The 21,924-nt window shown below is 69.0% G+C and carries 15 protein-coding genes; 11 read left to right on the top strand and 4 right to left on the bottom strand.

Translation table 11 applies throughout. The annotated features are described in order from the left end of the window. The first annotated feature begins 330 nt into the window (after positions 1–330). Both HVO_RS15090 and HVO_RS15095 read left to right on the top strand, forming a co-directional pair. Positions 331–7,047: a PGF-pre-PGF domain-containing protein gene (locus HVO_RS15090; RefSeq protein WP_004042044.1), complete on the top strand. Its 6,717-nt coding sequence runs from the start codon at positions 331–333 to the stop codon at positions 7,045–7,047. A 117-nt stretch (positions 7,048–7,164) separates the two neighbouring features. After that, positions 7,165–8,247 carry a hypothetical protein gene (locus HVO_RS15095; RefSeq protein WP_004042045.1) on the top strand — a complete coding sequence of 361 codons (1,083 nt, stop codon included), beginning with the start codon at positions 7,165–7,167 and terminating at the stop codon, positions 8,245–8,247. A 36-nt stretch (positions 8,248–8,283) separates the two neighbouring features. Here the strand turns inward: HVO_RS15095 and HVO_RS15100 are convergent, their stop codons facing one another. Then, positions 8,284–8,811 carry a metal-dependent hydrolase gene (locus tag HVO_RS15100; RefSeq protein ID WP_004042046.1) on the bottom strand — a complete coding sequence of 176 codons (528 nt, stop codon included), beginning with the start codon at positions 8,809–8,811 and terminating at the stop codon, positions 8,284–8,286. 153 nt (positions 8,812–8,964) lie between these two features. On the opposite strand from HVO_RS15100, the gene HVO_RS15105 reads away from it, so the two are divergent. From HVO_RS15105 to HVO_RS15130, 6 genes are all read left to right on the top strand, one after another. Beyond that, positions 8,965–9,714, top strand: coding sequence for an ABC transporter ATP-binding protein (locus HVO_RS15105; protein WP_004042048.1), 750 nt, complete (start codon positions 8,965–8,967; stop codon positions 9,712–9,714). Further along, positions 9,707–10,942 (top strand): FtsX-like permease family protein, encoded by a 1,236-nt coding sequence (locus HVO_RS15110; RefSeq protein ID WP_004042050.1) that lies wholly within the window; start codon positions 9,707–9,709, stop codon positions 10,940–10,942. The genes HVO_RS15105 and HVO_RS15110 overlap by 8 nt, the downstream gene beginning before the upstream one ends. After that, positions 10,935–12,224, top strand: a complete 1,290-nt coding sequence (locus HVO_RS15115) for an ABC transporter permease (protein WP_004042054.1) — start codon at positions 10,935–10,937, stop codon at positions 12,222–12,224. The genes HVO_RS15110 and HVO_RS15115 overlap by 8 nt, the downstream gene beginning before the upstream one ends. A 74-nt stretch (positions 12,225–12,298) precedes the next feature. Beyond that, positions 12,299–12,574, top strand: a complete 276-nt coding sequence (locus HVO_RS15120; protein WP_004042058.1) for a hypothetical protein — start codon at positions 12,299–12,301, stop codon at positions 12,572–12,574. After that, positions 12,575–13,486: a DUF4350 domain-containing protein gene (locus HVO_RS15125; protein WP_004042059.1), complete on the top strand. Its 912-nt coding sequence runs from the start codon at positions 12,575–12,577 to the stop codon at positions 13,484–13,486. A gap of 98 nt (positions 13,487–13,584) precedes the next feature. Next, the gene (locus HVO_RS15130) at positions 13,585–14,574 is read left to right on the top strand and encodes an AAA family ATPase (protein WP_004042060.1); all 990 of its coding nucleotides are present in this window, start codon (positions 13,585–13,587) and stop codon (positions 14,572–14,574) included. A 15-nt stretch (positions 14,575–14,589) separates the two neighbouring features. Here HVO_RS15130 and HVO_RS15135 read toward each other — a convergent pair whose 3' ends face one another. Genes HVO_RS15135 through HVO_RS15145 form a run of 3 tightly spaced genes read right to left on the bottom strand, consistent with a single transcriptional unit; the run spans position 14,590 to position 17,567 of the window. Next, the gene (locus tag HVO_RS15135; RefSeq protein ID WP_004042061.1) at positions 14,590–15,630 is read right to left on the bottom strand and encodes a hypothetical protein; all 1,041 of its coding nucleotides are present in this window, start codon (positions 15,628–15,630) and stop codon (positions 14,590–14,592) included. After that, positions 15,627–16,121 carry a hypothetical protein gene (locus tag HVO_RS15140; RefSeq protein WP_013035352.1) on the bottom strand — a complete coding sequence of 165 codons (495 nt, stop codon included), beginning with the start codon at positions 16,119–16,121 and terminating at the stop codon, positions 15,627–15,629. The genes HVO_RS15135 and HVO_RS15140 overlap by 4 nt, the downstream gene beginning before the upstream one ends. An 18-nt stretch (positions 16,122–16,139) precedes the next feature. Then, complete coding sequence (locus HVO_RS15145) at positions 16,140–17,567, bottom strand: DUF58 domain-containing protein (RefSeq protein ID WP_004042063.1); 1,428 nt, start codon at positions 17,565–17,567, stop codon at positions 16,140–16,142. Between the two features lie 258 nt (positions 17,568–17,825). Between HVO_RS15145 and HVO_RS15150 the strand changes: the two genes are divergently transcribed. From HVO_RS15150 to rdfA, 3 genes are all read left to right on the top strand, one after another. Continuing rightward, the gene (locus HVO_RS15150) at positions 17,826–20,009 is read left to right on the top strand and encodes a DUF4129 domain-containing protein (protein WP_004042064.1); all 2,184 of its coding nucleotides are present in this window, start codon (positions 17,826–17,828) and stop codon (positions 20,007–20,009) included. A 61-nt stretch (positions 20,010–20,070) separates the two neighbouring features. Further along, complete coding sequence (locus tag HVO_RS15155; protein ID WP_004042065.1) at positions 20,071–21,075, top strand: DUF1616 domain-containing protein; 1,005 nt, start codon at positions 20,071–20,073, stop codon at positions 21,073–21,075. Positions 21,076–21,266: 191 nt separating this feature from the next. Further along, a complete protein-coding gene (gene rdfA / locus HVO_RS15160; protein WP_004042066.1) occupies positions 21,267–21,914 on the top strand; it encodes a rod-determining factor RdfA in 648 nt (215 codons plus the stop codon). The last annotated feature ends 10 nt before the right edge of the window (positions 21,915–21,924 follow it).

Genomic DNA, 21,924 nt, shown 5'->3' on the forward strand with positions numbered 1-21,924 from the left:
TGAAGATACGTCTGTTACATCTCTGTCGGTCACTCGCGTTCCGTCCACCGCGGTCGCCTCGCAACGCCCCTCGCTTACGCGGGAGCCAAGTCGACACCGCCGATATCATAACATATATTATGGATATTCGCACGTCGGCGGCGACCGCGCCGTGTCGCTTGCGACGACGGGGGTTGATTTCAACGGCGTGAGGTCCGCCCGAGACCAGGCATCGACCTTTCAGAAATTTTCACATTCAAAAGTATTATGCCGTTTCTATCTGTTGGGTGGGATATGAGTCGCTACCGCAGGCTCTCCCGACAAGGGTTGAGTCTTGCACTCACCCTCATCGTGGTATTCTCGGTTATCGCAGGGCCAGTCTCTGCGAGCGCCGGGACCGCCACAGGTGAGGCACAACTGGGTGGACCGCCCGCTAACCAACTCGACACGGTCGACGACGACCAACTGACCCAGGCGTCGGAGAACATTAGCGTCTGGGACGGCGCGTTCCTGTCGCTCCGGCCTGACGACACCGACTCGCGGCTCGACTCGGCCGCGGCGTATCAGGTCCAGTCGACCAACACGTACGTGCGGGTAGACGGGAGGGAGCGGTCCCTCGAAAAGAATCCGATGTACGTGTACAACGTCGGACAGGAGGTCCCGTTCACGTTCTCCGGTTCGAGCGCCGGTGCGCCCCGAGCCATCGAGGGCCAGGACGTCCAACTCGTCGCGGCAAAGCTCGATAAGGGCGCGACGATTCCCCGGAGCGTCCCCGGCATCGCCCAGACGCTCACGAGCGACGACGACGTGAGTTCCTCGGTCGTCGGCTCGGCGCAGGGCACGTCGGACGACAACTCGTTCGCGTTCACGCCCGACGAGTCAGGCATGTGGATGTTCGCGGTCGTCACCGTCGACGACGGCACCGGCTTTTCGGACGCCAACGGCGACGGGAACCTCGAAACCGACGGCAACGTCACGTTCGTCGGCGTCGACGCCCTGCCCGTTCAGCAGGGGTCGTCGTCGGTGAGCGCGCCGTCGCTCGCGGGCAACGGCCAGAACGTGACGGTTACGGTGGACGCCTCGTCGCTCGACGCGACCGAGGTCAGCCACACCGTCGCAATCTTCAACGAGTCCGACCTCTCGAACTACGACCAGACCATCAACGCGACCGACCGGTCGAGCATCTCGCTCGAAACCGAAATCGCGCGGGTCAACGGGACCATTCGGATGCCGTCGAACGCGAACATCATGGGCGTCACGCCCGGTTCGCGCTCGTTCGTCGGCAGCGAGACGGCCGTTTCGATTTTCGACCAGCTCAACGACAGCACGTCCCGGTTCGACGACGTGACCGTCGTCTCCCCGGGCGCGACCGTCTACGGTTCGGCCGTCACCGAGGTCGCGGGGAACCAGACGACCGTCGAGGTCCCCATCGCCGACGACGCCACGCCCGGTGACTACGTCGTGATGCACGTCGCGACGAACCAGTCGGGCACCGAGTCGGTGACGAACCGCGCGCCGCTGCAAGTCGCCCAGAGCGTCCAACTGAACCTGACGGCGAACACGACCACGCCCGTCGCGGGTGAGGACGTGGAGTTCGCCGTCACGCGCGAAGACACCGGCGCGGCCGTCGAGAACGCCGAGGTCACCGTCGGCGGAACGACCGTCCAGACGAACGCCAACGGCGTCGCGGTCGTCACCGTTCCGACGGCGGGCGAGTACAACGCCACCGTCTCGAAGAACGCGACGAACGGCGAGGCGTTCGCCGGCGACGCGCTCGCGCTCGACGTGTTCGAGCCGGCGACCTTCGAGTACAGCAACCTCACCATCGAACCGAAGCAGATCGTTCCCGGAACCGACGTGGTCGCGAACGCGACCGTCGAGAACGTCGGTGAAGTCAACGGGAGCTACGAGGCGGCGCTCACCGTCGACGGCGAGCCGCAGCCGTCCTCCGACACCGGCGAGCTCCAGCCCAACGAGTCGACCGAGGTGAGCTTCACCACCTCGTTCGAGGACCCCGGCACCTACAACGTCTCCATCGACGAGCTCTCGACCGACGACGCCGAACTCGTCTCGCGGACAGTCCGCGTCATCGCGCCGGCGAACTCGACCGTGACCGACGTCACCGTCGAGCCGACGAGCGTCAACACGACCGAGCGCTACACCACTTCGGCGACCGTCGAGAACACCGGCGGTCGCTCCGACCTGGTCCGGCTCACGTACACGACGACCGACGACTCGGGCACGGAGGTCTCCAACACCACCCGAACCGTCGTCGTGGGCGCTGATTCCACGGTCACGAGAAACGTGACCACGCTCGCGCCGACCGCGCTCGGTGCCGACGACGTCGGAAACTTCACCGTCACCGTCAACGGCGTCGAAGCGGATTCGACGCTGACGGTCACGCGGCGCGACCGGCTTCCGCCGACCGTCCGGCTTCCGGAACCCGCACAGGGCGCGGTTCCCTTCGGCACGCCCATCACGCTCAACGTGAGCGACGAGTCGGACATCAGGCGCGCGACGTACAGCTTCGGTAACGGCTCGCAGCCGCTCTCGCTCGACGCCAACGGGAGTGCGACCGTCCCGACCGGCGACCTCGACGAGGGAGAGACGACGCTGACGGTCAACGCGACCGACACGGCCGGGAACACGATTACCCGGACGTTCAGCTTCGACTTCGTCTCCTCGCCGCGCGTCACGAGCGTCGAACCGACCGACGTCGTCGGGCCGTCGAGCACTATCTCGGCGTCCTTCGCGGACGACCGCAACGGCGACGCGGAGTCAGGCATCAACGCCAGCGCGACGACGCTCGTGGTCAACGGCACGGCCGTCGACCTCTCGGGCGCGACGACGAACGACAACTCGACGCTCGAAATCAACGTCTCCGAACTCGGCGTCTCGCTCGACGAGGGGCCGACGACCGCGAGACTGACCGTCGTCGACGAGGCCGGCCACGCCACCTCGCGGCTGTTCGAGTTCGAGTACGACGAGACCGCGCCGACCGCGAGTCTCACGCTCGACCCCGACTACGACGAGGACCGCGAGGACGTGAGCGCGAACAACCCCGTCGACATCACGCTCGACAGCGCCGACGACAACCTCGAATCCGCGGCGTTCGTCGTCCGTGACTCGGACGACGAGGCGGTGTACACGCGCGACGTGACCTCCCTCGCCAGCACGACCGGCGGGTTCGAAATCGAGTGGGACGGCACGAGCGACGACAGCAGTCTCGTCGACAGCTGTTCCTACAACCTCACGCTCGTGAGCACGGACGCCGGCGGTAACACCGGCGTCGCCAACGCCACGGTCTGCGTGGACAACGATGAGCCGACCTACGACGTGTCGGCCGTCGACGGAACGACGGACCCCGTCTACACGAACGGCAGCGTCGATGTCGCGTACAGCACCTCGGAGAGCGTCACCGTCGAATACGCGTTCGAGTCCGACTCGGGCGTGACGGCGACGTTCGAACGGACGCCCGACAACGGGACGGGCAACCACACGCTCGACGTGGCGTCGGCGCTCCCCGACGGGAACTACACGATGACGGCGACCGCCACCGACCTCGGTAACAACCAGGTCACCGTGGAACGGGCCGACCCCGTCGTGGTCGACACGACCGACCCCGGACTCACCGCGACGCTCAACACGACCGAGTCCGGCACCCTCTCGGTCAGCGTCGCCAGCACGGAACCGCTCGCCGGCACCCCCGACGCGGAACTCACCGACCCGAACAGTAACGTCGAGTCGCTGAACCTCACGGAACAGGACTCGACGACGTGGACCGCCGAACTCGACACGACCGAGTCCGGCGAGTACGCACTCGACGTGACGGGGACCGACCTCGCCGGCAACACGGCGAGCGACTCCAGTACCGCGACCGTCACGAGCAACAACTTCTCGGAGCGGTCGTCGGTGGTGCTCGTGAGCGCGAGCGGCGACACGTTCATCCGCATTAACGCCAGCGACGACGCCGACCTGCCCGCTGGGCAGACCGTCATCACGCTGACCGACACGAACGTCCCGCCGAACGCGCTCTCGCAGGGCACGGCGGCGACGAAGTACCTCGAAGCCAACGCCGGACTCACCGAGGACCAAATCGAGAGCGTCACCTACGGCTTCAACGAAGACCTCGACACCTCCGGAAACGGCTTCAACATCGTCTACATCGAGCGCGGCGGCACGCAGGTGCTTCCGACGACGCTCCAGACCGACCCGTTCGGCCTGTCCGGTAACTACTACACCGCGACCCGAACCGGTCTGTCGACCTACGGCGCGGTCGAAAACGACACGGAAGCGCCGACCATCAGCTACGACGACCCGGCCGAAGGCGCCGAGTTCTCCGAGGTCAACGACACGGTCTCGGTGAACGCGACGCTCTCCGACAACGTGGAGGTCAACACCTCCTCGGTGTCGGTGACGCTCGACAGCGACGGACCGGTCAGTAACGTGGACGTGACCGACAACGCGACGATCACGAACGAGTCGGTCAACTACACCGCGTCCGGTCTCTCGCCGGCGGACTACACCGTCACCATCGAGGCGTCCGACACGAACCTGACCGCCAACACGGCGACCGAACAGGTCAACTTCACCGTGCAGGACGACCGCGAACCGCCGACGATCACCGCGCTCGGCCCGACCAACGGCACGACCTTCCCGTTCGGCACCGACACGGTGGAACTCAACGCGACCTACGAGGAAGCGAGTGACGCGGTGAACGACACCGGCGTCGACGCGGAGAACGTCACCGTCCTGTACGACGGACAGGACATCTCGGCCTCGGCCGCGCCCGACGCGACCGGGTTCAACACGACCGTCTCCGTGGACGGAAACGAGACGCACAACCTCACCGTTCGCGTGCTCGACAACGCCGGTAATAGCGTCGAGGACACGACGAACTTCAGCATCGCCGCTGACGACGCCGAGCCGACGGTCGAGATTTCGAGCCCCGTCGAGGACGAGGAACTCTCGAACACGACGAGCTCGGTCAACGTGACCGCGAGCATCGACGACGCCGAAAGCGGCGTCAACCTCAGCTCCGTGACCGTCACCTTCGACGGGACCGACGTCACGAGCGAGGCGACCCTCGACGACCTCTCGAACATCCGGCTCAACGAGACCGGTCTCGAACCGGGCACCAGCCACACGGTGTCCGTCTCGGCGGCCGACGAGAGCGGGAACGAGAACGCCTCGACGGTGAACTTCACCGTCGCGCCCGACCTGACGGCACCGAACGTCACGCGGGTCAGTTCCCAGAACGCCACCTTCGAGAGCGACGCTAACGTCTCGGTCGAAGTGAACTACTCCGACCCCGAGAGCGGCATCGACGCCTCCGCGGTGACGCTGCTGCTCGACGGCGAGGACGTGACCGACGACGCGACGGTGTTCTCGAACCCCGGCGCGACGCTCGACCTCAACACGTCCGAAATCGACTCGGGCGAACACGTACTCAGCGTGCGCGTCACCAACAACAACGGTGACACGACCACGAACGACACCACGTTCTCGGTCAACCGAGGTCCGGACATCGCCGTGACCGCCGCGGACCTCAACGCGACCAGCGTGCAGACCGGCGACCAGGTCGAGGTGACCGCGCAGGTCGAGAACTTCGGTGACGAGACCGGGTCGCTCGACATCGGCGTCACCGGCACCAGCCAGGCGGGCACCACCGACTTCGGCGTCACGAAGTCCGTGACCCTCGACACTGGTGAGAACCAGTCCGTGAGCCTCGTCATCGAGCCGACGAGCGCGGGCACCTACTCCATCGCGGTCGACGAAACGACCACGGAGAACGCGCTCGACGTGAGCTCGCCGACGGCCGACATCCAACTGCTCAGCGACTCGTCGGCCAGCCCGTCGACGCTCCTCGAAGACGAGGAGACGACCGTCACGGTCAAACTCGGTAACCTCGGCGGCGCGAGCGGCAACATCTCCGGCGACGTGACCCGGAACGGGACGACGGTCGGGAACATCTCGACCTCGCTCGCGTCCGGCGCACAGCGGACGTTCACCTTCACCGACACGCCGCCGGGAACCGGCGACTACGTCTACGCGTTCGGCGGCGAGACCATCGAGACGGTCAGCGTCTCGGCGCGTCTCCCGGCGTTCAGCATCGACGCGAGCGCGAGTTCCATCTCGCAGTCGACCGTGGACACCGAAGAGACGTTCACGGTCTCGGTGCGCGTGAACAACACCGGAACCGCGGAGGGGACGTACACCAAAGCGCTCACGGCTGACGGCACGACGCTGGCCACGGAGAGCGTCACCGTCGGCCCCGGTTCCTCCGGCACGCTGACGTACACCGTCTCCATCGACGACGCCGGCACGTACGACCTTCAGGTCGACAACGTCACGGTCGGCAGCATCACCGTCGAGGAACCGAACGTCGGTGGCGGCGGCGGCGGTGCCGGCGGGAGCAGCCTCCCCCACGACGACACGACCGACAGCGACCGGCTGTTCTCGGCACGCGGCTTCGACGCCCAGTTCGACGGCGGACAGGGCGTCTCCGCGGTGAGCATCACGTTCAGCGAGCAGACGACCGGCGAGGTCGTCGTCAGCGAACGGTCGGGGGTCCCCGGCAGCGTGGGACAGCCCGACGGCACGGTCGTCAGCTACGTGCGGATTGACGTGCCCGACAGCGCGCGCGACCGCGCGTCGACCCTCCGGTTCACCGTCAAACAGAGCCGGCTCGACGAACTCGGCATCGAATCGTCCGACCTCGTGGTCCGGCGGTTCAACGAGGACGCCGGTTCGTGGGAAAACCTCGAAACCAGCGTCGTCGACAGTGGTAACGGCGCGGTCGTCCTCGAGGCCGACACGCCCGGCTTCTCGTACTTCGCCGTGACGTCGAGGCAGGCCGTCACGACGACGACGCCGGACGACGACGGCACGACGACGACGACGACGCCGGACGACGGCACGACGACGACTGGCACTGCCGGCTTCGACGACGAAACGTCGACGGCAGCGAGCGGCACGACCGACTCCCCCGTTCCCGGATTCGGCGCGGCGCTCGCCGTGGTCGCGCTCCTCGCGGCCGCGCTCCTCGCCGTCCGTCGGAACGACTAACGACCGCACCGCGCGGTTCGTCCCTTTTTTCATCTCTCATTTCTTCGACCGGTCCAGCGACGCCCGCGGCCGGCGCGACTGCCTACAAGCTTTTACCACCGGTGAGCAAAACGAACGATGATGCTACGACCCCGCGTCTCGATTCCCGTTCTCGTGGTTGCCGCGATGCTCCTCGCGGCCGTCGCGCCCCCCGCCGTGGGGACGACCCACGACTACGACATCGACATCGACGGCTCGATCGACACCGTCGACAGAACCGTCTCGACCTCGCAAGGCGAGTTCACCGTCACCCAAGTCGGCCGCGCCGACGCCGGCGACACCGTCTCGGTCTCCGTGGACGCGCCGAGCGACAGCGACTACACAATCACGATTCTCGACTCCGAACAGCGATTCCGGCGGACCGCCGACGCCACCGGCGACGCGAGCCGCGAGTTCGGAACCGGTGGACTCGAGCCCGGAACCTACGCCGTCGTCGCCGGCAACCAGTCGACAGAAGAGGTCTACGCCGGCGAGCCGCTCGTGATTCGCGCCTACGCGGTCTCGACGCAGGCCGCCGAGAGCGTCGAGCTGTCGGACGACCTCGACGTGACCGTCGAACTCGACGAGGTCGAGTCGGGTGAGTCCATCGAGGCCGTCGAGGTCGTCCTCGCGGACGACTCCGAGAACCTCCGCGTCGACGCCTCGGCGGTCAACGACACGCACTACTCGGCGTCCGTCTCCACCGACGACGTGGACGCCGGCGACTACTCGCTGTACGCGGTCGTCCGCGGCGACGACCAGGCCCTCGGCGAGAACGAACTCATCGGCGTGAGCGACGCCTCGACGGTCGAGGTGGTCGAACAGAGCGACACGTCGACGCCCGACGAGGGCTCCGGCGGTGCTGGCGGTGGCGGCGGTGGCGGCGGTGGCGCCGCGGACGACGCCACTGAGACGACCACCACGGAGTCCGACGACACGTCGACATCGACGACCGACACCGCGGCGACGACCGACGACGACGAGCCGTCGACCACCGAGTCGACCGAGACGACCGACGCCACCGAGCCGACGGCGACCACGACGACCGATAACGTCGTGACGCCCAACGAGTCCACGACGACGGCCCAGACGACGACGTCTTCGGAAGTCCCGAACACGGCGCTCCACGTCCTGTTCGGCGCGCTCGTCGTCTTCGCGGTCGGTCGCCGCCTCGTCGGCTAACGCGTCCCCGCGTCACTCCCTGTTTTTCTGTGCCTCTCAGCGCTCCGCTCGCGCGCGCCGATTGTCGAGTCGGTTGACCAGCCAGATACCGAACGCGACGGCGGCGAGGGCGTACTGGAAGTTGTACCGCGGGTCGCCGAGCGATTCGAGGACGCGGACCCACGGCGGCACCGAGTCCGCGGCGTAGTCGGTCGCCGGGAACAGGGGCCACAGGAGGAACTGCATCGAACCCCAGTCGCCGGCGAGGAGCGCCCGGGAGGTGTCGCCGAGGTAGTGCGAGAGCGTCGCGACGACGAGGGCGGTCGCGTGCTCGCCGTAGCCCAGCCGATAGCCGACGCCGACGAGGACGACGAGCACGGGCAGCATCACGAGAAGCGAGTGGCCGAGCGAGCGGCCGCTGACGAGGACGCCGTAGTACGCGAGCGGTTTGTCGATGAGGTCGGGCAACTGCGACCCGACGAGCGCGGCGGCCAGCGTCCACCCGGTCGGCAGCGGGCGACGCCGGCCGACCCGGAAGAGCGCGACCGAGAGATATCCGAGCGCGAGGTGGCCGATTGGGAACACTACCGAGGTGGACGGCACCGAGGCTATTCAACCGTGGGGACGGCGCGGGGCCGCACGATCCGCGAATCTGGACGTTCGTCGAATCGCGCTGGACTCTCGGCGTTCGCGACTCCACGCACCAAGTATATGTCACGTCGGGGACCACGTGGCAGTATGTCTGATTCGGTCTCCGAACACCGCCCTCCCGCCGCGGCGGACTCGGCGGCGACGCTCCGTTGCGAGCGGGTCGTCCGCGAGTACACCCGCGGCTCCGACTCGTTTTTCTCCCGCGGGTCCGACGCCCCGACGGTCCGCGCGCTCGACGGCGTCTCGCTTTCGGTCTCGACGGGCGAGTTCGTCGCCATCGCCGGGCCGAGCGGGAGCGGTAAGTCCACGCTGTTGCACCTCCTCGCCGCGCTCGACACGCCCACCCGCGGCGACATCCGGGTCGCGGGCACCGACGTTCGGTCGCTGTCGAACCGCGGGCGGACGAAACTCCGCCGCGACACCATCGGCATCGTCTTCCAGCATTTCCACCTGCTGCCCTCGCTTTCGGCCCGCGGCAACGTCGCGCTCCCGCTCATCGAACGCGGCGCGTCGAAGCGCGACCGCCGCGCCCGCGCCGAAGACCTCCTCGAACAGGTGGGGCTCGGCGACCGCGCCGGCCACAAGCCGGGGGAACTCTCCGGCGGCGAGCAACAGCGCGTCGCCATCGCCCGCGCGCTCGTCTCCGACCCCGCGGTCCTCATCGCCGACGAGCCGACCGGCGAGTTGGACACCGAGACGGGCCAACGCGTCCTCGACTACATCGAACAGACCGCCACGGAGCGGGCGGTCGTCGTCGCCACGCACGACGAACACGTCATCGAGCGGGCCGACCGCGTCGTCCGCCTCCGCGACGGCCGCGTGGTGAGCGATGGCTAGGCGACACCGGCTGTTCGGCGTCGTCGGCCTCGCGGGCCGGCGCGTCCTCGGTCGCCTGCGGACCACGTCCTCGAAGCAGGTGCTTCTGAGCGTCATCGGCGTCGCCCTCGCCGTGACGCTCATGACGACCGTCAGCGGCATCGCCCTCGGTCTCGGCGCGGAAAACGCCATCCAGAGCGAGGGCGTCGACTACTGGGTCGTCCCCGAGGCCAGCACGGCCTCGTCGGTCGCCGTCTCGGTCGGCAGCCCGCAACTCGGCGACACCCACGCGATTACCGACCGACTCGCGCGCGACGAGCGGGTGGACTACGCCACGCCGGTCCAGACGCAGTTGGTGACGCTCGCGCCCGAAGACGGCTCGACCGACGAGTACGTCCTCGCGGCGGGCATCATCCCGCCCGAGGAACCGACCTCGGTCGTCGGCGTCTCGACGGAGGCGCTCACGCCGGGCGACCCCCATTACGCCAACGGGAGCTACGACGGTCCCCGAACCGGCGAACTCGTCCTCAACGACGCCGCCGCGGAGCTGCTCGGCGTCTCGGCCGGCGACGAGGTGACCGCGAGCGTCGGCGGCTCGCGGGCCGAGTTCACCGTCGCCGACGTCCACGAGGGGTCGCTGTCGTCGGGCGTCGGGCCCGTCCCGGTCGCGCTCGTCCACCTCTCGGAACTGCAAACCATGACCGGCTCGACCGAGGGCGACCTCGCGGACCAACTGCTCGTCAGCACCGACTCGGCGGGCGTGCGGTCCGACATCGAGGCGCTCTACCCGCGGACCTCGGTCGTCACCCAGACCGGCCTCGCCGTCCGCGGCGCGTCGACCTCCAGCCTCCCGCTGGCGATGGCCGCCGTCTCGCTCGTCGTCGCCGTCCTCGTCGGCGTGCTGTTCGTCGCCACGATGATGGGCCTCGAAGTCAACGCGGACCGCCGCAACCTCGCCGTGCTCTCGGCGATGGGCTACCGGACGAGTTCGCAGATGTTGCTCGTCGTCGCCGAGACGGTGGTCGTCGCCACCGTCGGCGGCGTCGTCGGCGTCGTGGCCGGCATCGGCGGCATCTACCTGACGAACGCGATTACGCGGGAGCTCCTCGGCGTGCAGGTCGCGCTGTTCGACCCGGTGCTCGTCGGATACAGCGTCGCGGTCGCGGCGCTCATCGGCCTCGTCTCCTCGATTTATCCGGCGTGGCTCACCTGGCGGACCCCCACTCTGGAGGCGATGTCGCATGACTGAGGACGCCGACCCGAACCGCGGTTCGGACGCAGCCACGACCCCGGAGTCGTCACGGTTCCCGCGACTCTCTCGGGTCCGCGCGTCTGCGGGCATCGCGGTCTCACAGCTCTCTCACGCCCGCGGGCGGACGGTCCTGACCGTCCTCGGCATCACGCTCGCTGTTCTCGCGGCAACGCTCTTGGCGGGGACGGGTATCGGCGTAATACAGACGGGCCAACAGCAGTTCGACGCGGCGGGTCGCGACGTGTGGATTACCGGCGGCCCGGTCCGGTTCTCACCGACCGGCGTCGGCGGCTTCGAAAACAGCATCGTCGACGCCCACGGGTTAGACGCCGAACTGGAGGCCCGCGAGGACGTGAAAGTCGTCACGCCGATGTCGTTCCAGACGGTGTACGTCAGGTCCAACGAATCGGACTACGAGACGCTCGTCGGCGTCGGCGCACCCGCCCGCGGCGGCTCGGTCCAGATTACGAACGGCTCGGGCTTCAGCCGACCGGACGTCCACTACGCCGGCGGCAACTACACCGGGCCGATGACCCACGAGGTCGTCATCGACCAGCGGACCGCCGAGATGATGAACGTCTCCGTCGGTGATTCGCTGTACGTCGGCGGCACCACGGGAATCGCCCGCGAAAACGAGTTCACCGTCGTCGGCGTCTCGCCGACGTTCTCTCGGTTCCTCGGCACGCCGAGCGTCGTGGTCCACCTGAGCGAGCTTCAGGAGGTGACGGGCTCGACCGGCGCGGACACGGCCACGCTCATGACGCTCACCGTCGCCGACGGGGCCGACCCCGAGGCGGTCGCGGCCGACATCCAAGCGGACTATCCGGACTACGACGTGCGGACGAACCAGGAACAGCTCACGGAGATTCTGCGCGACCAGGCGGTCGTGATGGCCGCCGGCGGGAGCCTCGTCTTCCTCGCGCTCCTCGCGGGGCTGGCGCTCAGCGTGAACGTCCTGCTGTCGCACGTCTACCACCAAAAGCGGGAGCTCGCGGCGCTGAAGGCGCTGGGTACGTCGTCGTCGACGCTGTCGCTGACGCTCGTCGCGCAGGCGCTCGTCCTCGGCACGTTCGGCGGCCTGCTCGGGGTGGCGCTGTCGTTCCCGGCGGCGGTCGGCCTGAACCGACTGGCACAGCTCCTCGTCGGCTTCGGTGACGTGGTCGTCCTCCCGCGGGCGGTGCTCGCCGGCGGCTTCGCCATCGCGTTCGTGATGAGCCTCGTGTCGTCGCTCGCGGTCAGCCGGCAGATAGCCGGCATCCGGCCGCTCGACCACCTGTAATCGCGGGGCCATCCGGGCGTCGCCCGACCCCCGCAAGCGATAGTTTAGTTATCCCGCCCCGTCCACGACCGTACATGGCAACGGCACGACGCGAGCGATTCATCCGCGCCCAGCTCGCCTGGATGCTCGGCGCGACCCTCGTCTTGGTCCTCCTCGATTCGCTTTCCTACGAGTTGGTGTTCGTCGTGTCGCTCATCGGCTTTCTCGTCGTCGTCGAACTCACCGCGCCGGTCGCGGTGACGCCCGCGTGGCGACGACGGCTCCTGTGGCTCATCGGCGGCGGCCTCGTCGCCTTCGGCTACATCGTGGTCAGACGCATCCTCGACATCCTCCCGCCGGGGGTGTTCTGAGTGCGCCTCGGCTCCCGCGAGGTCGGCTATCCGCACCTGTTGGTCGCGGCGCTCCTCGTCGCGATGCTCGTTGGCGTCGGCGTCGGCGCGGGTACCTCGTCGTCCACCTACGGCGCGTTCAACGCCGCGTGGGACGGCGGCTCCGGCGTCCGCGGGGTCGCGGCCGACGCGGGCGCAGAGACCGAGGTCGTCTACAACACCACCGAGTACGACGCGGTCGACCCGGCGCCGGCGGGCTCCGTCGCGTTCGTCATCTCGCCCGAGCGGGGCTACACCGACGCCGAGGCCGCCCGCATCGAGGCGTTCGTCCGCGCCGGCGGGACCGTCGTCGTCGCCGACGACTTCAGGCCGCACGGCAACGACCTGCTCGCCCGACTGGGCGCGTCGGCGCGAATCGACCGGACGCCGCTCCGCGACGACCGCCACCAGTACAAATCGGGCGCGCTCCCGGTCGCCACGCGTGTCGCCGCGGACCCGCTGACCCGAAACGTGACGCAACTCAGCTTGAACCACCCGGCGACGGTGACGGCGAACGAAAGCACCGTCCTCGTCCGCTCGTCGAACTTCTCGTATCTCGACCGCGACGACGACGGCGAACTCGACGACGACGAGACGCTCCAATCGCACCCCGTCGTGACCAGAGAGCGCCTCGGCGCGGGCGACGTGGTCGTCGTGAGCGACCCGAGCGTGTTCATCAACGCGATGCTCGACCGGCCGGACAACCGGGCGTTCGCGACGGCGCTCGTCTCTGACCGGGCGACCGTCGTGTTGGACTTCTCGCACGCCGAGGAGCGCCCGCCGCTGCAAGTCGCGCTTCGGGCGCTCCGCGACTCGGGCGCGCTGCAGCTCCTGTTCGGCGTCGTCGCCGCCGGTGCGGTCGCGTTGGTCGCCCGGCAGGGACGGCTCTCGTAGGCCGTCTCGACGCTCGGGCGGCGCTGTTGCCTCGCTGTCCGTCTCGCGGGGTCGCGGAGACCGCAGTTATATGTGGCCGCCGTCCCGACTGTTGCCATATGAGTGCTCCCGAAGAGGTCTACGAGACCATCCTGGACGAGACGTCGCAACTCCTCGTCGGGAACGAAGACGCGATTGAGGCGCTCACCATCGCGTTGCTGACGAACGGGCACGTCCTCCTCGAAGGGGTTCCGGGCGTGGCTAAGACGACGATTGCCAACCTGTTCGCCCACGCCGCGAACCTCGACTACCAGCGGATTCAGATGACGCCCGACGTGTTGCCTGCCGACATCACGGGCACCCACATCTACCGCGAGAACCTCGGTGAGTTCGAACTCCAGCGGGGGCCGGTGTTCTCGAACGTCGTCCTCGCGGACGAGATAAACCGCGCGACGCCGAAGACGCAGTCCGCGCTCCTCGAAGCGATGGAGGAGGGACAGGTGACAATCGAGGGCGAGACGCTCAAGCTCCCCTATCCGTTCATAGTCGTCGCCACGCAGAACCCCATCGAGTACGAGGGGACGTTCAATCTCCCGGAGGCCCAGCGCGACCGCTTCCAGTTCAAGGTCGTCGTCGACCTCCCCGAACGGGCCGACGAGCGGGAGATTCTCGAACGGTTCGACCGCTCGCCGTCGCTCAAGCCCTCGGACATCTCGAACGTCATCGACGACGCCGACATCGGGGAGGCCCGGCAGGTCGTCACGGGCGTCCACGTCGACGACAAGGTGTTCGACTACATCCTCGACCTCGTCGGCGCGACGCGGACGCACGCCGCGGTCGATTTCGGCGCGTCGCCCCGCGCCTCGCTGGCCTTCCTGCGGGCCGGGAAGGCCGCCGCGGCGATTCGCGGCCGCGACTACGTGATTCCGGACGACGTGAAGCGACTCGCGCCCATCATCATGTCGCACCGCCTCGTTCTCGGGACCGAGGCGGACATCAGCGGGCGCGACCCCCGAGACGTCGTCGAGGAGGTCGTCGACACCGTTCCGACGCCCGAAGTCGGTCTCGACGAGTCGACGACGACCTCGGTCGCGGGCGACGACGACTGAGCGCGAGCCGGCGACCTATCGGCGCTCGTCGGGGTCTGCGTTCTCGGTCTCTCTTCTCGTTTCGGTCGTGCCGTCCGCCGCGTCCGCCGACGGCTCGGTCTCGGTCTCGGTCTCTTCGTCGCCTCCGACCTCCCACCGGCAGGTGACGGCGAAATCCATCTCCTCGCCGGCGGCGACCTCCGTGACGACCGGCGCATCGAGGCCGCGGGCGACGACCACGGCGACCAACGACGCGACCGGCGTGTCGAACGTCTCGGCGGCGGCGAACCGACAGTCCTCGACGCGGACCGTCAGGCGACCGTCCGCGGCGTCCGTCTCGGCGGTCGCGGCCCCGGCGAGTTCGAACAGTTCCACGAGCGCGTCGGTCGCCTGTCGCGCCAGCGTCTCGGGGTCGTCGCCGAGGGGACCGTCGAGACTTCGCTCGAACTCGTCGAACAGGCCGCCGCCGCTGGGGTCGAACGCGACGCCGCGGGCCAGTTCGTCGTCGGTGACGACGAAGGTGTCCCGGAGCGCCTCGGCGTCGGGAAGCGCGTAGGCGCGGTGCTCCGGGACGAACAGGCGGACGCTGTCGCGGTCGGCGTCGGGGACGTAGACGGTCGCGTCCTGCAACCCGAGCTCGTCGACGACGGCGGCGTGGTTGCCCGCGTGCGCGCCGAACACCGACGCGCCGACGCCGACGGAGATGAACCGCTCGGGGCTGAGATATCGGGTCACCGCGGCGGCGAACAGCCCGATAGCCCCGAGGACGACGAGCGTCTCGCGAACGGGCGGAAACAGCGCCCCGCCGAGCAGTCCGGCGACGCCGAGCGCGGTCAGCGCGACCGCGGTCCGCCGGTACTGCCCCTCTCGGAGCGCTTCGTAGCGCTGTCTGAGCCGGACGTTCTCGCGCCGGAGCCCGGCGAGTTCGGCGCGGTCGGCGTCGGCGTCGGGGTCGCCGGTGTCGCCGGTGCCGGTTCGGCCGGCGTCGCCGTCGCGCTCGGTCGCAGCCGACACGACCGCGTGGGTCTCGCCGTTCGCCAGCCCCTCGTCGAGACGGTCGGGGTCGTCCGCGCTCATCGCTCCGCCCCCGGCGCGTCAACGAGACCGAGGGCGACGCGCTCGTATCGGTGGATCCCGTAGGCGACCGCCGCGGCGAGGACGGCGGCGACCGCCGCGGCCTGCCACGCCCACCGAAGCGTCGACCACAGCGCCCACGCGACCCCGAGGGCGACGACGTAGCCCGCCGCCAGCCGGGCGAGTCGAGCGCGGTCCGGCGGCCACCCGTACGCGGCGCTCGCGAGGAGCGGGAACGCGGCGAGCTGCGCGCCCCCGACCGCGACGAGGCCGGCGTCTCCGAACAGCGAGACGGCGGTCAGTTGGGCGACGACGAACGCGAGCGGTCCCCCGGTCGCCGCCGCCGCGACGAGGACGAGGACGCCGGCGGCGACGCCCCACGGCCCGCTGGCCAGCCCCACCGCGAGCGTGAAACAGAGGACGCCCGCCGCGTCCATCGGGGTGAGCTCGTTCGCGTCCAACACGGTTCGAATCGTCAGTTCGCTCTGGTTCACAGGTGTCTCCATCGGTGTTCACTCCGCTGTGGTGGCCCGCGCCGTCGCCAGTGCCATCGCGCTCTTCGGGGCGACCTCGTAGACGGTGACGTTCGGCAGCCGTTCGAGGAGCTTTCTGAACTCCTCGAAGGCGACGAGTCCGGCCGCGAAGTCCGTGGCCGCCGCGTCGGCGGCGTCGTCGAAGAACGTCGTCGGCGTGAGGAAGACGCTCGTCTGGCTGCTCCGCTTCGATGCGACGACGACCGCCTCGTAGGTCTCGACTTTCGCCGAGTCGTCGGTGACGAGCACGAGGTGGTCCTGTCTGTTCGACCGCGAGCACGCGGATTTCACCGCGTCGAAAAGCGGCCGGTCGCTGACCCGCGAGACGTAGCTTTCGCCGTCGCGGAGATACGGGCGGAGCGTCGCCGCGAACGCCGAGTCGTCGTCGAGGAGGCGACTCCGCTTGCGGGCGTCTTCCGGGGCGACCGGGCGGGACGCGTCGACCGGGCGGCGCGGGCTGGCGGTCGGCTCCATCGAGAGCAGTCGCCGCCGAACCGTCTGGTAGGCGTTCGACGAGGAGGAGGGGCCGAACTCCCACTCCATCGCGTCGTCGCCGACGAACTGCGTCGAGACGGGGTCGCCGTGGGACTCCGCGGCGTCGACGAGGCCGAGCGCGATTTCGCGCGCGTACGACAGCATCGTCCGCCCGGTCGGGCCGCGGTTCATGTGCGACCCGCAGTCGACCACGAGCGACAGCAGGTAGTCGGACTCAGATTCGAACTCGCGGATGTACGGGTGGTTCATCCGGGCGGTGGTCTTCCAGTCAATCTGCGACAGCGTGTCGCCGGGGAGGTACTGCCGCGTCTCGTGGGGGACGAGCCCCGGTCCGGTCTGGTCGCTGGAGTGGTCACCGAACGTCGTGCCGACCAGTTTGCCGCCGCGCCCGACGTGGATTCCCTCGGGGGCCGGCGGTTCGACCAGACAGCGGGCGTCGGCGTCGAGCGTCACCGACTCGGTGAAGAAGCCGGCGCGCCCGTCGATATCGACGCCGACCTCGTCGAAGGCGATTCGCCCGGCGATGGGGAGTTCGACGCTGCACGTGACCGACCCCTCGGTCTCGCCGGGGGCGAGACTGACCGTCCGGCGCGCCCGCTCCGGCGCGTTCACGCTCGGCGGCGCGACGAGTTCGACTTCGACGGGCGCGTCGACGGCCTCGGACAGCGACGCCGTCAGCGTCACCGCGGCGCGGTCGCCGACGAACACCGACGTGGGCTCGACCGAGACGGACGCCGAGAGGTCGCGGTCGACGGCGCGCATCGCCCCGACGGCCTCGACCTGCGCGACGACGAGCCACGCGACGAGACCGCAGGCGGCGACGAGCGGCGTCGGCTCGTCGAGGACGACCGCGTAGACGGCGAGGAAGCAGGCGACGCCTGCGAGTGCGGCCCACCGGCGGGTCGGAAGCATCGTGGATTCGATTCGTGCCCCCGAAGTTGAATGTTTGTGTTGGAGCGGGCCGCAGTCGGTCGCGCGGACCCCGCGATTCACGCCGCGGTCGCGGCTTCAACCGGAGGTTAAACCCAACGTTAACGCATCGCAGTCTGCGAATCGCGCCTCTGAGGTCGCGGCCGAGCGTCAGCCGAATGCCAAAACCCATTACGTCCCCCCGTCTGACTACGAGTAGTGCGTGGAGCATGGGGCCGCCCGGCACGGTTGCTTTGGACGATGTTGGTCGTCGCCTGTCTCGTCGCGACAGCGTCGGCGGCGGCAGTCCCCGCGGGAGCGGCCGCCGACACTGCCGCGCAGTCCGCGACCGTCCCGGCGTCGCCCGGAGCAGACGCTGACCGGTCGGCACTCGGGACGGCCGCGACCCCGCCGCGACAGACCGGGAACGAGACGGACAACAGCACCGGTGTCATCCACGAGAACCCCGACGAGGTCGACGGAGAGAACGAACTCGACCGCCTGCTTTCGTACCTCTCGGGCGAGCTCAACGGCGACATCGGCGCGAGCACGCTGCGACTCAGTCGGGGCGAGTACGAGGCCGCGCGGGCGGCGCTCGGCGACGACTACGACGACTCGCTCGGCAAGTACGTCGACGTCGAAGGCGAGACCGAGACCGACGGCGACGGCGCGAGCGAGGAGTACCGGACCGTCGTCGAGACCCAGCGGGCGTACGTCGACACCGTCAGCGAGTTCCACGAGACCCGTCGCGAGTACGAGGCGGCGAGGCGGGCCGGAGACGACGAGCGCGCCCGCGAACTCGCCCGCGAGCTGACGCGGCTCGCCGAGGACGGCGAGTCGCAGTCCGACCGACTACTGACGGCGTTCGACGTCATCTCGAACCGGACGGACGGCGACCTGACGGAGAGCAGCACCCAAATCGAGGCGGTGCAGGCGAACGTCTCCGAACAGCGCGACGAAATCGTCTCCCGCGAGTTCGTCGCCACCAGCCTCACCGTCGACGACTACGACCGGAACATCTCCTTTACCGACCCGCTCGTGCTTTCGGGGTCGCTCGTCGCCGACGACGGCACGCCGGTGACGGGGTCGACAGCCCGCTTCGCGGTCGGCGGACAGACGATTCGAACCGCGGTCGACGCCGACGGCTCGTTCGAACTGACCTACCGGCCGGCGCGGATTCCGGCCGGCAGTTCCTCGGTCACCGTCCGGTATCTCCCGAACGACACGTCGGTGTATCAGGCGACGGAGCGGGTCGTCCCCGTGGCCGTCTCGCAGGTGAACGCGACCGCGGGGCTGTCGGAGCCGGCCGCGCCGGCCTACGGCTACGCCGACGGCGTCTCGGTTCGCGCGACGCTCCGCGTGAACGGGACGCCGGTTCCGAACTACCCGCTCGCCGCGAGTTTTGCCGAGTCGTCGGCGACCGCGTCGGCGACGAACGCGAGCGGCCAGTCGACCGTCTCGACGACCGTCCCGGCGACCGCGACGGGCGCGGCGTCGATTCGCGTCGCGCCCGACGGCGACGGTAGGGCGGTGACGTTCGCCCCGGCGGCGGTGTCGGTCCCGCTCGAAACCGAGGGGACGGCGCTCGACGCGAGCGCCCGCGAGGCCGGGAACGGGACGGTCGTCGTCGACGGCCGCCTCGAAACCGACGAGGGCGAGGCCGTGTCCGGCCAGCCGGTCGCCGTCGGCGTCGCCGGGCGGGAGGTCGCGTCGGCGTCGACCAACGAGTCGGGGGCGTACCGGGCGACGTTCGACCTCCCGAGCGACGCCAGCGCCGAGAACGCGACCGTCTCGGCCGCGTTCGACGGCGGGGGGACGAACCTCGAATCGTCCGCCGCGACGGCGAGCGTCCGGCTCGTGGACGGTCCCGCCGCGGCCGGAGCCGGAAACGACGCGTCCGGCGGCCTTCCGCTCGACCTCGCGTGGGTCGTCGCCGGGACCGCGGTGGTCGGCCTCGTTGCCGCCGTTCTCCTCCGGCGGAACCGCGCCGGCGCGTCGGCGACGACAACGACGGTTGACGACGAACCGACCGCGTCGGACACCGACGACTCGTCCGAGCCGGACTCGGTGACGACGGGGACACCGGCGCTGGACGCGGCGGTCGACGCGCTCGACGCTGGCCGGCCGAACGACGCGGTGGTCGTCGCCTACGCGGGCGTCAGACAGTCGCTCGGACCCGCCGCAGGCGTGGACGACGCCGCGACCCACTGGGAGTTCTGCGACCGGTGTGTCGACGCCGGCGTCGCGCCCGCCGACGCGCTCGAATCGTTGACCGCGGGCTACGAGCGCGCGGCTTACAGCGGGCTGTCGGTGAGCGACGAAGCGGCCGCCGAACTGGTCGAGACGGCCCGCTCGCTCGCCGGCACGGCAGCGCCCGACGCGACGGACTCGCCAGATTCCGACGGCGATGCGGACGCCTCGGAAGCGGTCGGCGCGGTCGAGTAGCGCGCTCGCGGAGCCGCGGGTGACAAATGATTTTTGTGTTCGTGCCTCCCACCTCGGGTAGATGTCGCAGCGCCGAGACTGGCGGTTGTTCCTCCCCGAGCCTGTCCGCAGCCTTCCGGCCGACCTCGCGGTCGTCGTCGCGGGGGTCGCGCTCACGCTCGTCGTGACGCTCACGCCCGGACTGGCGGAGACGCCGCTCCGGGACATCGCCGGCTTGGTGTTCTCGCTTTTCCTCCCCGGCTACGCGCTCATCGCGGCGCTGTTTCCCGAGCGCGGCCCGCCGATAGACGCCGAGGACCGCGACCGAATGGGCGGTATCGACGGTATCGAACGGGTGGCGCTGTCGTTCGGAACGAGCATCGCCGTCGTCCCGCTCCTCGGTCTCGTCCTCAACTTCACGCCGTGGGGGATTCGACTCGGTCCTATCCTCGTCACCCTGAGCGGCTTCACGCTCGTCGCGACGGCGTTCGCGGCGACCCGGCGGTCGGCGCTCCCCGAGGACGAGCGGCTTGTGGTTCCGTACGAGCGCTGGTTCGCCGCCGCGCGCGACGAACTGTTCAGCCCGGCGTCGCGGACCGACGCGATGCTGAACGTCGTCCTCGTCGTGAGCGTGGTGCTCGCGACCGCCAGCGTCGGCTACGCGGTGGCGGTGCCGAAAGACGGCGAGTCGTTCACCGAACTGTACCTCCTGACCGAAGACGGGAACGACGAACTCACCGCCGACAACTACCCCGAGGAACTCGTCCGCGGCGAGCCAGCGTCGCTCGTCCTCGGCGTCGGCAACCAAGAACACCGGACGGTGAACTACACCGTCGTCACCGTGCTCCAGCGCGTCGAGGTGTCGAACAACTCGACGACCGTCCTGGAGTCCGAGCGGCTTCGGACGTTCACGCCCCGACTCGAACACAACGAGACGTGGCACGAACCGCACGAGGTCCGCCCGACGATGACGGGCGAGCGCCTGCGGCTGACGTACCTCCTCTACGAGGGCGCGCCGCCGGCGGCACCGACGGCGGACAACGCCTACCGCGAAGTCCACCTCTGGGTGACAGTTCGGGCGGAGTGATAGTGAAAACCGACCGCAGTCGGGTGGGTCTCGGCTATCTCTCCTTCTGATATTTCGACGCTCCACCCCGAAATCCGCACGAACGAGGGCTCAAATCGTGTAACTCGTTTGTGTTCTAGTTTTATCACGTCTGATAATCCATGGGTAACGTTTAGGGTACTGCACGCTAAGCTTCCGCCGGCGAAGTCACAATGCGAGACTCTGGAAGGTCGGTTTCCCGCCGCGGCGGCCGAGGTCCGAAGATAGAACGCATCGCGAATCGCTACGGCCTCGACGGTCTCGGCGACGACCTCGTCGATGCGTGGCTCGGCGATGGCCGAGCGCAGCGGAGCCTCCGCGAACTGGAAGGCGACGTGAACAAGCGCCTCATCCGGGCCGCACTCGATGAGGCCGGCGCACACGTCCTCGACGGGGAGGCGGAGAACTTCTACCGCCTCCTGACCGGCGACGACGTGACCGCAGGGAGTCGCACCGACGCGCGGAACACGCTCCGCGAACGCGGCGTCGATGTCGAGCAGCTAGAGGCCGACATCATCTCCTACCAGTCGGTGTACAACTACCTCAAGCGACACCGAAACGTCGAACGCGAAGACGATGACGACGACGAGACGGACGCCACCGAGGCGGGACTCGCGACGATTCGAAAGCTCCGGTCCCGACTTCGTACCGTGACCATCGACGTCGTCGACCGCTTGGTGAAGGCCGAGCGGGTCTTCATCGGCGCGTACGAGGTCGAAGTCGACATCAGAGTCACCTGTACCGACTGTGACACTCGAATGACCCCGACGGCGCTTCTCTCCTCCGGGCACTGCGACTGCGAACGCGAGCGAGACGAGTAGCGATTCGGGC

Source organism: Haloferax volcanii DS2 (assembly GCF_000025685.1).
GTDB classification, from domain to species: Archaea; Halobacteriota; Halobacteria; order Halobacteriales; family Haloferacaceae; genus Haloferax; species Haloferax volcanii.

What these genes read in the sequence shown, in the direction of transcription:
- HVO_RS15135 (WP_004042061.1), bottom strand. Translation starts at nt 15,630, where the DNA reads ATGAGCGCGGACGACCCCGACCGTCTCGACGAGGGGCTGGCGAACGGC.
- HVO_RS15130 (WP_004042060.1), top strand. Translation starts at nt 13,585, where the DNA reads ATGAGTGCTCCCGAAGAGGTCTACGAGACCATCCTGGACGAGACGTCG.
- HVO_RS15120 (WP_004042058.1), top strand. Translation starts at nt 12,299, where the DNA reads ATGGCAACGGCACGACGCGAGCGATTCATCCGCGCCCAGCTCGCCTGG.
- HVO_RS15115 (WP_004042054.1), top strand. Translation starts at nt 10,935, where the DNA reads ATGACTGAGGACGCCGACCCGAACCGCGGTTCGGACGCAGCCACGACC.
- HVO_RS15095 (WP_004042045.1), top strand. Translation starts at nt 7,165, where the DNA reads ATGATGCTACGACCCCGCGTCTCGATTCCCGTTCTCGTGGTTGCCGCG.
- HVO_RS15150 (WP_004042064.1), top strand. Translation starts at nt 17,826, where the DNA reads ATGTTGGTCGTCGCCTGTCTCGTCGCGACAGCGTCGGCGGCGGCAGTC.
- HVO_RS15105 (WP_004042048.1), top strand. Translation starts at nt 8,965, where the DNA reads ATGTCTGATTCGGTCTCCGAACACCGCCCTCCCGCCGCGGCGGACTCG.
- HVO_RS15145 (WP_004042063.1), bottom strand. Translation starts at nt 17,567, where the DNA reads ATGCTTCCGACCCGCCGGTGGGCCGCACTCGCAGGCGTCGCCTGCTTC.
- HVO_RS15155 (WP_004042065.1), top strand. Translation starts at nt 20,071, where the DNA reads ATGTCGCAGCGCCGAGACTGGCGGTTGTTCCTCCCCGAGCCTGTCCGC.
- HVO_RS15110 (WP_004042050.1), top strand. Translation starts at nt 9,707, where the DNA reads ATGGCTAGGCGACACCGGCTGTTCGGCGTCGTCGGCCTCGCGGGCCGG.
- rdfA (WP_004042066.1), top strand. Translation starts at nt 21,267, where the DNA reads ATGCGAGACTCTGGAAGGTCGGTTTCCCGCCGCGGCGGCCGAGGTCCG.